At 35.8% G+C, this 13,416-nt stretch carries 16 protein-coding genes; 14 read left to right on the top strand and 2 right to left on the bottom strand.

Translation table 11 applies throughout. From position 1 onward, the window contains the following. Positions 1-74 precede the first annotated feature (74 nt). The 4 genes from glyA to rpsI all read left to right on the top strand — a co-directional run bounded on the left by glyA (position 75) and on the right by rpsI (position 2,932). Entirely contained in the window at positions 75-1,322 is a 1,248-nt protein-coding gene (gene glyA / locus HMPREF1495_RS05425) for a serine hydroxymethyltransferase (RefSeq protein WP_034212708.1), read from the top strand. Positions 1,323-1,383: 61 nt separating this feature from the next. Beyond that, positions 1,384-1,908, top strand: coding sequence for an adenine phosphoribosyltransferase (locus HMPREF1495_RS05420; RefSeq protein WP_034212707.1), 525 nt, complete (start codon positions 1,384-1,386; stop codon positions 1,906-1,908). A gap of 173 nt (positions 1,909-2,081) precedes the next feature. Next, on the top strand, positions 2,082-2,516 hold the full coding sequence (rplM, locus tag HMPREF1495_RS05415; protein ID WP_007590782.1) for a 50S ribosomal protein L13: 435 nt from the start codon (positions 2,082-2,084) through the stop codon (positions 2,514-2,516). Between the two features lie 23 nt (positions 2,517-2,539). Then, on the top strand, positions 2,540-2,932 hold the full coding sequence (gene rpsI, locus HMPREF1495_RS05410) for a 30S ribosomal protein S9 (protein ID WP_007590784.1): 393 nt from the start codon (positions 2,540-2,542) through the stop codon (positions 2,930-2,932). Positions 2,933-3,314: 382 nt separating this feature from the next. On the opposite strand, the gene glmS is transcribed toward rpsI, so the two are convergent. Then, positions 3,315-5,156, bottom strand: a complete 1,842-nt coding sequence (gene glmS / locus HMPREF1495_RS05405) for a glutamine--fructose-6-phosphate transaminase (isomerizing) (RefSeq protein ID WP_034212706.1) — start codon at positions 5,154-5,156, stop codon at positions 3,315-3,317. A gap of 317 nt (positions 5,157-5,473) precedes the next feature. On the opposite strand from glmS, the gene HMPREF1495_RS05400 reads away from it, so the two are divergent. From HMPREF1495_RS05400 to HMPREF1495_RS05385, 4 genes are all read left to right on the top strand, one after another. Next, on the top strand, positions 5,474-6,487 hold the full coding sequence (locus tag HMPREF1495_RS05400; protein ID WP_034212705.1) for a hypothetical protein: 1,014 nt from the start codon (positions 5,474-5,476) through the stop codon (positions 6,485-6,487). A gap of 98 nt (positions 6,488-6,585) precedes the next feature. After that, the gene (gene guaA, locus HMPREF1495_RS05395) at positions 6,586-8,139 is read left to right on the top strand and encodes a glutamine-hydrolyzing GMP synthase (RefSeq protein WP_034212704.1); all 1,554 of its coding nucleotides are present in this window, start codon (positions 6,586-6,588) and stop codon (positions 8,137-8,139) included. 121 nt (positions 8,140-8,260) lie between these two features. Beyond that, entirely contained in the window at positions 8,261-8,908 is a 648-nt protein-coding gene (locus HMPREF1495_RS05390) for a DUF4304 domain-containing protein (RefSeq protein WP_034212702.1), read from the top strand. 75 nt (positions 8,909-8,983) lie between these two features. After that, entirely contained in the window at positions 8,984-9,517 is a 534-nt protein-coding gene (locus tag HMPREF1495_RS05385; RefSeq protein WP_242832865.1) for a hypothetical protein, read from the top strand. Between the two features lie 56 nt (positions 9,518-9,573). On the opposite strand, the gene HMPREF1495_RS05380 is transcribed toward HMPREF1495_RS05385, so the two are convergent. Next, positions 9,574-10,083 (bottom strand): SMI1/KNR4 family protein, encoded by a 510-nt coding sequence (locus tag HMPREF1495_RS05380; protein WP_034212700.1) that lies wholly within the window; start codon positions 10,081-10,083, stop codon positions 9,574-9,576. Between the two features lie 114 nt (positions 10,084-10,197). Between HMPREF1495_RS05380 and HMPREF1495_RS05375 the strand changes: the two genes are divergently transcribed. The 6 genes from HMPREF1495_RS05375 to HMPREF1495_RS05345 all read left to right on the top strand — a co-directional run bounded on the left by HMPREF1495_RS05375 (position 10,198) and on the right by HMPREF1495_RS05345 (position 13,398). Further along, positions 10,198-10,605: a hypothetical protein gene (locus HMPREF1495_RS05375; protein WP_034212698.1), complete on the top strand. Its 408-nt coding sequence runs from the start codon at positions 10,198-10,200 to the stop codon at positions 10,603-10,605. Positions 10,606-10,639: 34 nt separating this feature from the next. After that, a complete protein-coding gene (locus tag HMPREF1495_RS05370; RefSeq protein ID WP_034212696.1) occupies positions 10,640-11,146 on the top strand; it encodes a YfbM family protein in 507 nt (168 codons plus the stop codon). 121 nt (positions 11,147-11,267) lie between these two features. Continuing rightward, positions 11,268-11,777 carry a hypothetical protein gene (locus HMPREF1495_RS05365; protein ID WP_034212694.1) on the top strand — a complete coding sequence of 170 codons (510 nt, stop codon included), beginning with the start codon at positions 11,268-11,270 and terminating at the stop codon, positions 11,775-11,777. Positions 11,778-11,790: 13 nt separating this feature from the next. Continuing rightward, positions 11,791-12,066, top strand: a complete 276-nt coding sequence (locus tag HMPREF1495_RS05360) for a hypothetical protein (protein WP_330368668.1) — start codon at positions 11,791-11,793, stop codon at positions 12,064-12,066. Between the two features lie 20 nt (positions 12,067-12,086). After that, positions 12,087-12,458: a fluoride efflux transporter CrcB gene (gene crcB / locus HMPREF1495_RS05355; protein ID WP_034212692.1), complete on the top strand. Its 372-nt coding sequence runs from the start codon at positions 12,087-12,089 to the stop codon at positions 12,456-12,458. A 511-nt stretch (positions 12,459-12,969) separates the two neighbouring features. Next, positions 12,970-13,398, top strand: coding sequence for a hypothetical protein (locus HMPREF1495_RS05345; protein ID WP_034212688.1), 429 nt, complete (start codon positions 12,970-12,972; stop codon positions 13,396-13,398). The last annotated feature ends 18 nt before the right edge of the window (positions 13,399-13,416 follow it).

The following is a 13,416-nucleotide window of genomic DNA, read 5'->3' as shown; positions in this document are numbered from 1 at the left end:
TATAGCAAAGAGATTTGATTTATTGTATACTTTCATAGACAACAGCAATACAGTTGTAGTTAGGAGATAAAGATATGGTTAATGAAGTGATGAACTTTTTAAAGGAACTTGACCCTGAGGTTGGCATTGCAGTAGAAAAAGAGGCAAACAGACAGAGAAGAAATCTTGAGCTTATTGCATCAGAAAACATTGTATCTGAAGCTGTGATGATGGCAATGGGAACAGTCCTTACAAATAAATATGCTGAAGGATATCCGGGAAAGAGATACTACGGCGGATGTGAAGATGTAGATATAGTAGAAAGTATTGCAATTGAGAGAGCAAAGAAGCTTTTCGGATGTGACTATGCAAATGTACAGCCTCACTCAGGAGCTCAGGCGAATATGGCTGTATTCTTAGCAATGCTTGAGGCGGGAGATACTGTACTTGGAATGAATTTGAATCATGGAGGACATTTGACACATGGTTCAGCTGTTAACTTTTCAGGAAAATATTTTAATATAGTACCTTACGGTGTAAATGATGAAGGCTTTATAGACTATGATGAGCTTGAAAAGATTGCCGTCGAGTGTAAGCCTAAAATGATAATAGCAGGTGCAAGTGCATATGCAAGAACTATCGACTTTAAGAGATTCAGAGAAGTTGCGGATAAGGTGGGCGCATATCTTATGGTTGATATGGCTCATATTGCGGGACTTGTAGCTGCAGGACTTCATCCTTCACCTATCGGAATTGCCGATGTTGTAACTACAACAACACATAAGACACTAAGAGGACCGAGAGGCGGACTTATTTTGGCAAACAAGGAAGCCGCTGAAAAATTTAACTTCAATAAGGCTGTATTCCCGGGAATACAGGGCGGTCCGCTTGAGCACGTAATTGCATCAAAGGCTGTATGCTTCGGTGAGGCTCTAAAGCCTGAATTTAAGACATATCAGGAGCAGATAGTAAAGAATGCCAAGGCATTGGCAGATGCTTTGATAGCTGAGGGATTCAATATACTTACAGGAGGTACAGACAACCATTTGATGTTGCTTGACCTTAGAGGTACAGGTGTTACAGGAAAGGAACTTCAAAATAAATGTGATGAAGTATATATTACTTTGAACAAGAACACCGTTCCAAACGATCCTGAGAGTCCTTTTACAACAAGTGGAGTAAGAATAGGTACTCCTGCCGTAACAAGCAGAGGACTTGTGGAGGAGGATATGAAGACTATAGCAAGACTTATCAGAATGGCTGCATTTGAGTTTGATGCAAAGGCAGATGAGATAAGAGCTGAAGTTACAAAACTTATGGATAAGTATCCTATCTATAAATAATATTGTAAATATTTCAGAAAGGCCGGCCCAATAAATATTTTGGGCCGATTTGGTGTGTATTATGAAAGAATTAAAGGACTATGTAAGAAGTATCCCCGATTTTCCTGAGCCCGGAATAATTTTTAGGGATGTGACTACTATATTACAGGATCCTGACGGACTTGTTATGAGTATAGACGGCTTAAGAGCTGAACTTAAAGGTCTTGATTATGACCTGATCTTGGGACCTGAATCAAGAGGCTTCATCTTCGGTGTACCTGTGGCTTATGCAGAGCATAAAGCTTTTATCCCTGTAAGAAAAAAAGGCAAGCTTCCATGTGAGACCGTAAGTATGGATTATGATCTTGAATACGGCAAGGCTACAATAGAAATTCACAAGGATGCAATAAAGCCGGGCGACAAAGTTGTTATCATAGACGATTTGATAGCTACGGGCGGTACAATTGAGGCTATCACAAAACTTGTTGAAAGCCTTGGCGGTGAGATTGTAAAGATTGTATTTGTAATGGAACTTGAAGGTCTCAAAGGAAGAGAAAAGCTTTCAAAATACAATATTGCCAGCCTTATAAAGTATGAGGGAAAATAAAAAGGTCAAATTAAAATAAAAAAATAAAAATAAATAGCTTAAAGGATATTGACATTTAAGCTATGATTAAATATAATTATTAATTGTGACATTAGAGATTAATGCTTATTCCAATGCCCCGGAGAGCATTTATCCATATAAAGCGAAGTTAAAAGATTAATGGAGGTCAGTCAATGAAAACTTTTATGGCTAATCCGGATAAGATCGACAGAAAATGGTATGTTGTCGATGCAAAGGGAGCTACATTGGGACGACTTGCTTCAGAAGTTGCAAGTGTATTAAGAGGAAAGAACAAACCGGAATTTACACCACATGTTGATTGTGGAGACTATGTTATCGTAATCAATGCTGCTGAGGTAAAGGTTACAGGTAAAAAGTTAGATCAGAAGATTTATTACAACCATTCAGAGTATGTTGGTGGTATGAGAGAGACAACTCTTCGTGAACTTCTTGCAAAGAAGCCTGAGAGAGTAGTAGAGCTTGCCATCAAGGGCATGCTTCCAAAGGGACCACTTGGTAGAGATATGTACAGAAAGCTTCATGTTTATGCAGGCGAGACTCATGGACATCAGGCACAGAAGCCGGTAGTATTGGAAATTAAAGGCTAATAATCTTTAAGAAGGAGAATGGTATGACTAACGATAAGTTTTACGGAACAGGTAGAAGAAAAAGTTCTATCGCCAGAGTATATCTTGTACCTGGAACAGGTAAGATAACAATAAATAAAAGAGATATTGATGAGTATTTTGGTCTTGAGACATTGAAGGTTGTTGTTCGTCAGCCTTTAGTGGCTACAGACAATGTAAATAAGTTTGATGTACTTGTAAATGTTTGCGGTGGTGGTTTCACAGGCCAGGCTGGAGCTATCAGACATGGTATATCAAGAGCACTTCTTCACGCAGATGAGGAGTACAGACCAACTTTAAAGAAGGCAGGATTCCTTACAAGAGATCCAAGAATGAAAGAGCGTAAGAAATACGGTCTTAAGTCAGCAAGAAGAGCACCACAGTTCTCAAAGAGATAATCATATATTGCAATATTACACTCCGGAACAATGTTCCGGAGTTTTTTGCGTTTAAAAAAAGTATTAAGTAAAAAATAAAAACGTATAATCCGTTGACATTTTTCAATTTACAATATATATATAAGATTATATGAAAATAAAAACGAAAAATGCGTTTTTATATGAAAATGGCAGATGAAGATACTTCGCATTACGGCTAATGGACTTCCATTATTTAAAAGAGGAATTGTATATATGTTTCTATACGCAGTAACGAGTTTGTAAAGATGATAAATATAGCCTTTTAAGTATGATAATCGATAAGAAGCGGTATCTATATTGAATGAAATATTAAATATAGATGCCGCTTTAAATAAATAATAAATAATAAATAAAAAAATCTTTATTCCACCGTAACAGACTTTGCCAAGTTTCTTGGCTTATCAGGATCTAAACCCTTTAAAAGGCTTACCTGATAGGAGAGAAACTGTAGTGGAACTACCAAAAGGCTTCCGGCAAAGAGAGGATGGGTTTTCGGTACACTAAGTATTTGAGCAAAGTCATCTTCCTCGACTGAAATATCTTCCATAGTGAGAGCAAAGCATTTTGCCCCTCGACTTCTTACCTCGTGAATATTTGAAATACTTTTTCCGGCGAGTTCCTCTTGGGAAAGAAGAGCAATCACAGGACTGTCCTTTTCTATTAAGCTGATTGTACCGTGCTTTAATTCACCGCTGCTGTAACTTTCACAGTGAATATAGCTGATTTCTTTAAGTTTTAAAGCTCCTTCCATGGAGATGGCCCAGTCAAGACCTCTTCCGAGGAAGAAAATATTGTCTGAGTCCTTCAGCTTCTTTGCCATAGGTAGGATTTCACTATCCAGGGAAAGACATTGTTGAATCTTACCCGGGAGGCTGAAAAGTTCATCTCTAAGGTTTCGAGCTTCTTCATCTTTAATTTTACCCTTTGCTTTAGCTAAAAGCAGTGAGAAAATGTAACCTGCAACAAGCTGACAGCTATATGCCTTCGTAGTGGCGACTGCAATTTCAGGTCCTGCCTGTGTATAAAAGACAAAGTCGGATTCTACGGCAATTGCAGATCCCTTGACATTTACAATGGAAAGAGTTTTTGCTCCCAATTTCTTTGCTTCTTTTACTGCAGCCAAAGTATCCGCAGTTTCTCCTGACTGGCTTATACTGATAACCAGTTCGCCGTCTTCTAAAATTGGATGATTGTAGCGAAACTCACTTGCAAGCTCCACCTGTACCGGAACTCTTGCCAGGCTTTCACAAACCGACTTTAATACATAGCCTACATGGTATGCAGATCCACAAGCTATTATTCTGACTCTTCTAATATCCTTAAAATCCCTTTCACTCATAGAGAAGGCTTCATAGGAAAAGTCATCATTTTCTTTACCGCAGGCATAAAGCAGAGTATCTTTTACAGCCTGTGGTTGCTCAAAGATTTCCTTCTCCATAAAATGCAGATATTCTCCTTTATGAATTCGGCTTTGATCAAGGTCAGCTATAGTGGAAGAGCGTTTTACCTCTTCCTTATTTTTGTTATAAATATGTATTTCATTTTCTGAAAGGCTTAAAATCTCCTTGTTTTCCAAGACATATATTTCATTTGTATAGTCCAAAAATGCGGAAATATCTGAGGCAATATAAAAAGAATTTTCCCCTTTTCCTACAATCAGAGGACTGTCCTTTCTCATTGCATAAAGAGTATTTGCATCATCTCTGAACATAATTGCAAAGGCGTAAGAACCTTTCAACTCTTTTTGCACTAAGAAGAGAGTCCTTAAAATATTCTTTTCTTTCAAGTAAAAATACTCAATCAGGTTTACAGCAACCTCGGTATCAGTTTCCGAGTAGAAACTGTATCCTTTGTCCTGTAAAAAGTTCTTTAAATCTGCAAAATTTTCAATAATACCGTTATGAACCAGCACCACTTCTTTATTCATAGATAAGTGTGGATGAGAATTTTTTTCATCAGCCTTACCATGAGTTGCCCAGCGGGTGTGACCGATTCCCATAGAGCAGGGAAACTCACATTCCCTCGAAGCCGCAACCTTCTTTTTCAATTCCTCCAATTTACCTACAGATTTTACCACAGTAAAAGGATGAGAATATAGGGCTATTCCGGCAGAATCATAGCCTCTGTATTCAAGACGCGAAAGACCGGACAGTAGAATATCCTTTGTATTCCCCTGCCCAACAAAACCAACAATACCGCACATCGTATTTTTCTCCTATTTAATTGTTTATTGTGCGAAGAAAGCTTTTGTTACGATCTTGATTTCGCTTTTTTTCTTTCTCTTACGATGCACTACTCCGAAACAGCATCCGCCGAATCTTTCGATAACTGTTTACCTCGTCGACTTGGGAATCCCCGAAGTCCTGGCGCTAATTTCTCCTCATTCCTCAGTAAAGAAAAATTTGTGTTATGATAACATATGAAAAAGAAATTTGGAATGCTTTTTTGCAAAAATTAAAAAAAATTATATAAAATATGGTAGAATAATCATATGTAAATATGTAAATAGGAGGGGCAAGTATGAGCGTCAGATTATTATTTATAGGATTAATGGTATTCTTAGGAGTTTGCTTTACTGCTATAGCACTCTGGCTTAGAATTAGCTTGAAAAAAAGTTCAGTATACGGTATGAGTGGAGCGGCAAATAATCAAACAGATACAAGTAAAATGAAAATCGGTGAGATATTTTTATATATTCTAAGTATAGTTATTACGGTACTTATAGTGCTGAAGTTAATGAGCATTATGGGCTCAGGGGCTGCGGCTCTTGGTGGAATGATTATAGCAATACCTGTTAGATCTTTTTTTAATGCAAGAAAGCGTACATATAATGCTATATTTTCTCTTGCAGTATTTGCATTATTGTTTGTCTTTTTATGCTTCGGATATATTCTTATAGGTTTACCGGTAAAGCCCCCTGTAATGACTGTAGGAGGGATGAAAGTAACACTTAGTAAGACAAGTGTTGAAGACCTTTTAGACGGGGGATTTGATATATATATCATGAATGATGAGAATACATACGAATACAGTGAAATGCTGACAAGCGGTTCTTATACCAAGTATGAGAGAAATCAGAGTCTTACTGTAGAAAAGGGATATAGAAGTACCGGAGAGACTCTAAGGGGAGCACCATATTTATTAGTTAAAGATGATACACTTATAGGCGCAATAGATTTGTATGGAAGTCTTGATAAAGATGTGAATATAACAGATTCGAAGGTCGTGAATTTCTATATGGATGAGGACTGTGAGAATGCAGTGAAAAATGCCGGCATAGATATTAAGCTTGAAGATTTGGATCTGTTAGATACTTTTGATACAGATAATGTAAAAAATATTTTTAAAAAGAAACTTTGGTTAATACCGAATGAATCCGAGCCTACAGACTCTGTATATGGAATATCATGGCGTACCAACAGTGATTCTATATTCTGGAATGAGTATTATGCTTATATACGAATTGATGAAAATAAGAATATGAGAAATTTTATAGTTTCAACAAGCGTTGCGAAGGACAAACCTGAAAAGTAAAATTATACGTTTAAGAGCGAGAGAATATTTGCGTTTTTTTCCTATTTAGGATATATTATTGTATGTACAAATTAATTTATCAAGTATAGGAGATACAGATGGAATTAAAGCAGGAACTTATAATTGTTTTGGACTTTGGAGGTCAGTACAATCAATTAGTTGCAAGAAGAGTAAGAGAGAACAATGTTTATTGTGAGATTTATTCATATAAAACCCCTTTAGAAGAGATCAAGAAGAAAAATCCGAAGGGAATCATACTTACAGGAGGACCGGACAGTTGCTATCTGCCTGATTCAGCCACATATTCAAAAGAGCTTTTTGAACTTGGAGTTCCTGTACTTGGACTATGCTACGGTGCACAGCTTATGCAGCATCTTCTTGGCGGAAAGGTAGAAAGGGCAAGCGTAAGAGAATACGGTAAAATAAAGCTTACAGTTGATAAGGCTGACAGTGCATTATTTGAGAATGTGCCGAAGGAAAGCATTGTGTGGATGAGCCATACAGACTATATAAGTAAAATTGGTGAAGGATTTGAGATTACATCACATAGCGATGACTGCCCTGTAGCTTCATATGAGAATACAGCAAAGAATCTCTATGGAATTCAGTTCCACCCCGAAGTTTTGCATTCAGAGTACGGACATGTAATGCTTGGAAACTTTATAAAGAATGTCTGCAAATGTGAATGTAACTGGAAAATGGATGCCTTTGTAGAAAACAGTATAAAAGCAATCAAAGAAAAGGTAGGCAACGGTAAGGTACTTTGTGCACTTTCAGGCGGTGTTGACTCATCAGTTGCGGCAGTAATGCTCAGCAAGGCGGTAGGTGAAAATCTTACTTGTGTGTTTGTAGACCATGGACTTCTTAGAAAAAATGAAGGCGATGAGGTTGAGGCTGTATTCGGACCGAACGGCAATTATAAGCTGAACTTCATCAGAGTAAATGCAGCGGAAAGATTCTACTCAAAGCTTGCAGGTGTAAGCGAGCCTGAAAAGAAACGTAAGATAATAGGCGAGGAATTTATCAGAGTCTTTGAAGAAGAGGCTAAAAAAATCGGTAAGGTAGATTTCTTAGTTCAGGGAACTATTTACCCTGATGTTGTAGAATCGGGACTTGGTGGAGAGAGTGTAGTAATCAAGTCACATCACAATGTAGGAGGACTTCCCGACTATGTTGATTTCAAGGAAATCATAGAGCCGCTTAGAGATCTTTTCAAGGATGAGGTAAGAAAGGCGGGACTTGAACTCGGTATACCGAAGCATCTTGTATTCCGTCAACCGTTCCCGGGACCGGGGCTTGGAATCAGAATTATCGGTGAAGTTACAGCCGAGAAGGTAAAGATAGTTCAGGACGCCGACGCTATATACCGTGAGGAGATAGATAAGGCAGGACTTTCACAGGAAATCAACCAGTACTTTGCAGCTCTTACAAATATGAGAAGCGTAGGAGTAATGGGTGATTACAGAACTTATGACTATGCCATAGCACTTCGTGCAGTTAAGACAATAGACTTTATGACAGCAGAGGCTGCAAGACTCCCTTGGGAAGTACTTGAAAAGGTGACAAACAGGATTATCAATGAGGTAGACCATGTAAACAGGGTACTCTATGATATCACCAGCAAGCCACCGGGGACTATTGAGCTTGAGTAACAGAAGCAAATATAATAGTATAAGAAATAGACGAAAGCCTTCCATCATTTTTATGGAAGGCTTTTGTGGAAATAGTGGACCATAAATGAATTAATGGAATACTTAAGGAGTATATACAAGAATGAAACCAAGAGAATTATGTGAAAAAGCCTGGCAGGAAATAGCAGGTAATTTCCCTGATTTTAATATAATCAGCAAAGGACAGACACTAAAGAAAACATCTAAAAATAAGGACCTTACCTATGAAATTCATTTTCAAGCTAATAGAAACAACTATGAGTGTAGCGTAGAATTTATACCGCATATTGCCATATATTCAAAAGGAATGAAAAAAGCAAATATCAATAATGGTTTTGTATTTGGTGGGGAGATAGGCGCTCTACTAGGAAGAACACCATTTAAATGGTGGCAGTTGGCGGGGGCAAGCTATAAATATACTGTGGAAGAAATTAGCGGACTTATCAGAGAGTATATAATTCCTATATTTGACGAGTTTGAAGATAAAGAAACCAATATTGATAATATTATAAACGGTAAGCCGATTGTCCATAACCTGCTGTACTATGTCTATTACTTTGGTGGAAAAGATAAGGCTGAAAAGTATTTTAATAAGATCCTTAAAGAAGATAAGTTTAAGAATAAGTACATAAGTTTCTATAATAAGTTAAAAGAGATGTCTGAGGAAGAGATTTCTCAGGTGAGTAATGAGTTTAATGGTGCCGGATTGATACAGTTTGCCTATCTAAACGGACTAAAAATTGAAGAATAATTACGGTTAAGTATACCCTTTTCCGATAAGAGTAAGGAGGCTAAATGAACGAATTTGATAAGTACAAATTATTAAGTGAAGGCATTTGGAGATAGAGCTAAAATTGCTTTAGTATTACTTGATAGCAACACAGCTTATGAAGAGTTGAAAGTGGAAGGCGCACAAACTTCAGTTGCCGGAAGTTATAGCTGTGTCGGAGGAGATCCGGCTGCAATACTTGAAATGATAACGATAGAATTGATATGCCGCAATCCTCGTGATACATGGTATCTGCCTGACAATGTAAAATTTTGGGACAGGAGATTTGGCAGTTTGTTTGAAAAAAAGTTCTTCTGTTATGATGACGATGTGGAAACCTGGAGCAAAATACTGAATAAATACTTTATAAAGCTGCAGTGGATGCCTAAAAGAGAAGATTACAGTTCAACAAAAAGTTATAATAATGCCTGGGGATATTTTGTAGAGCTTTTAGCGGTTGTAAAAGAAAATAATCATCCTGAATTTAATATTTATTATGAGATTGCTACCGGGAAAGGTATGAGTGAATCAGTTTTTGAGAGAAAGCTAAAAGAGCTGGTTGAATTAAAACAGCCATTTGAAAAGGATTAAATGTTATCATTTAATTAAGCCGACAGAGTGTAAATTCTGCCGGCTTTTTGAAAATTTTACTCAATTTCTTCTGAGGCTCTAAGCCCCAATATAAATTCTTCAAAGTTATCTGCAAGTACAATTATCTTGAAATCATCTTCTTGTATACATATTGATACCTTCGGTTCTCCGTCTTTGCCACAATCTCTGTAGTCTAAATATATCATTTCATGTCCGCCTGAGATTGTATCGGCAATAATAACACCTACATTTCTTGGATATTCCCATTCATCATACCAAAACTCATTTCCGAATTTTCCAAATAAGGAATCTTCTCTTTCTTCCGATATACTGTAGAATTCCTCTACATCAACACGGTACCTATTCTTTTCATCAAACCAAACATTTTTATTGGGCTTACCACCGTTTTGTGTTTTCATAAGCTCTATATATGATTTAGGTAACTTAACTCCCAGTCTTTTTTCAGCTTCTTGCACCATCTCATCTTTTAAATTCTCTCCGGTACAGACTTTATTTATATGCTCACTTTCCTTCCAAAAACTTTTGAAGTCAATATTATCAAACATTGTTGATCCCCCACTTTTTCCAAACTTGAATTAACTTATCAACTTATATTATAATCATGTTTAGCAATTAAAGTAAATAATAATAAAGATAAATCCTACCTGGGGGAGGTTTTAATGAGTGAAAATGGACTTATGGATTTGAAACGACAAATGATAAAGCTGATTGAACATTTAGGCAATGAAAATATTATTACAGGAATAAGTGCAAAGGATTTAGACAGTCAAACATTTTACGGACTGGTCATTTTATTAAGAGATATGCTTAAAGAAGGATATCCGAAGACAAAGTTGAAAAGAATTATGAAAAGCGTTCATTATGCAAACGGTTTTAGTGATTTGGATTTAAAACAAAGTGCATTTATACTTGATGAAATTGAACAGTATCTTTGTATAAATAAATTTCTTAACCATGATAAGTCGGTTAAATATTTTAATAAGCGTATAGTATCAAACGAGTTTGAAATAAATCCACAAAATATGGCTTTGGTTATGATAGAAAGCTTACTTTGCAGTAAGAGTTAAGTTGTAGTTTTATAATATTTTTGGAGAATTGAAAATGGGAATAATAGCAAATTATCAATATTTAAGCGACAAAAACTTAAAAGAGATGAAGCTTTTTTATAATGAAGCAGTTGACGATATTGAAGATGATAAAGACGGTAGTAATGATATAGAAATACAACTGGATATGGATAAGATGTGGGATGCGCTTCACTTCGCACTGACTAGAGTTGGGAAGGATGATGCTATAGAAAATAATCATCTTAGTGAGGCTGTTTTTGGAGTGAACTCTATTAAAAACTCAGGGGAGTATATAGCTTATACACAAAAGTCGAAGGTTAAGGATATAGTACTTTCACTTGAAGATTTTGATATAGATAAAGCCTTGGAGAATTTAAGTATGAGCAGGCTTAAAGAAACAAATATATATCCGAATATCTGGGATTATGAAGAAGATGCTGATAAAATAAGAGAAGAACTAAGGAAATATTTCCAAAGACTAAGAGATTTTTATAAGAAAATACTTGAAGTAAATGGAAATGTAGTGATTATTATTTGCTAGTATAATGGAAGGTGGAGACCGGAAATTCAAAAAGTCTTCAATTGTTTGGAAATAGTGTGGGAATGATAAAACAGTATTTATCAGAAAATAAGTATAAAGTTATAAGAACTTAGGAGAATATATGTATTTAGGTAATCGAAAGTTTTTGAAGGATCCTTTGGAAGTGGCACATGAATATCTTAAAACTGCTATGCAGGATGAAAAATCTGCGGTCATACTTGAGAGCAGGGAGCTTTATAATCAGGCTGCGTACCTTTATGTGCAGGCTATGGAAAAACAAATTAAAGCGCAAATTGCTCAGATTGTGGATGTGACAAATGCTTATTATAAGGAAATGATAAAAAAGACTATCGGACATTCACTTGATAAGTCAATTGAGATATTGGTGCAGATATACGGCAAAGGCAATGCTATGGTTGAGGACAGGCTGAGAGAACAGCTGCTTACAAAGGTTCTAAAGGATATCAAGTTTTCGGCACTTCACAATAAAACCAGATATCCGGATTTTGATGAGAATAAGAAAAAGTATGCTGTAATAGAGATGGGCAAAATAGATTGTGTAGAGCTTGCAAAAATGCTCAAAGCACTTAAGCAATATTTAACGGACTTGGAAAGATATACTGACTTATAGGAATGGAATGATTATGGTTGGCAAAAATATGTGTGATTATTGTTCTAATATCAAAAAGATAGAATACTTTTCCTCGCCCAAACTATATGAAGAAACCATAGAGTATATTAAAGATCTGGTTGAAAACAGGGGTTTTATAGTAGTTGAGGGAAGTTGCAAATTAGGAGAACATAAAAAAGACGGACATTGGATTGATGATATTATTTACCATATTATAAAATGTCCGAAATGCGGGAAGAGATTTACCTGCATTGTAAATACATATAGGGGTGGTGGATCTTTTGAATAATATGTTAAAATAACGGAGAAATCAATGAGTTTTTATTTGTAGCGCTTGGAGGAGCTATAGGAGCAATGGCAAGATATGCGATAAGTCTTATACCCGTTAAAACCGGATTTCCGATACTTACACTTATTACAAATATAGCAGGTGCAATATTGATCGGTTTTATTGTAGGGTTTACAAGTAACAAAGACAATATATCAGAAAATACAGTATTGTTTTGGAAGACGGGTGTATGTGGCGGATTCACTACATTTTCTACATTTTCGCTTGAAGCATTTAACTTGCTTGGTAATAAGCAATACACATTAGGCGGATTATATATTGTACTAAGTGTTACATGCTGTATATTAGGCATATTATGTGGAAAGAAGCTGGCAACAGTGGTAAAGTTATAAGCAGTACAGAACAAGAAAAGTTATAGAAACAAGTTGAAGTCAAAGTAAGGAAGGATATTATGAAGAATAAAAAAGCTTTATATATATTGTATCTGATTTTATTACACAGTATTTGTATACTTTTTAGCATCACCAAGTTAGTATTTGTAAAATGGGGAGTATGGCTAGTTAATACACACTTTTTAGCATCTTCTTTCTCCGTATATATTGCAATGATAATCGTAATATTTCCTTTTTTATCTGTTTTGCCATACTATTTTCAAAATAGTTTCCCAAATGTGTCCACAAGAAAGAAGCTGGTTCTTGCTGCTTTACTTATAGGGAATTACTTATTGATATTAGCATATACTTCAATTATTCATATGACCTGTTTATAATTATTAAAACAGATAAGTGTACATATAGGCTTTTATTAAATGTACATTATATTAGAACATGATATAATTATAAAAGATCGGATGCTGTGGTAAAATTATGTTGAGAACCTATTTAACAAAAAGGAGAATAAAAAATGCTACTTGATGCAGAAAGATATGCAAGTGTTATCGAATACGGTAAGGATGCGGTAACTAAAATCAACGAAGGTAATTTAAAAGAGGGATTTGAAAATGCCGATAAAGGTTGGGATGCATTTCCTGAGTCGGGAGCCAAGTGGAATCAGGGCTATGGGTATGCTAAATCTTTCTTTAATAAAGCTATTGAAAATAATGATTTGGTAAATGCCAAAATATGGCTGGATAGAATGACTGAAAATAATGAGAATCTACATAATTTTGATGAAGAATTGGAGCATATGAAGGGAAAGTATGCATATGAAAGCGGTGAGCTTGATAAGGCGTTTGAAATATGGCAAAAAATTGTAAAGATAAAGGCGGTAAGTTACAGATATTTTGAATATGACGATCCTAAGTATAAGGAATTCTATAAGTCAAGAAAATAAAATATAAAGCACATAGCT

The sequence above is a fragment of the Lachnoanaerobaculum sp. MSX33 genome (genome assembly GCF_000512995.1).
GTDB lineage: Bacteria > Bacillota > Clostridia > Lachnospirales > Lachnospiraceae > Lachnoanaerobaculum.
The sequence above is the reverse complement of the archived record's forward strand: the minus strand, read 5'-3'. Positions and strand labels throughout refer to the sequence as shown.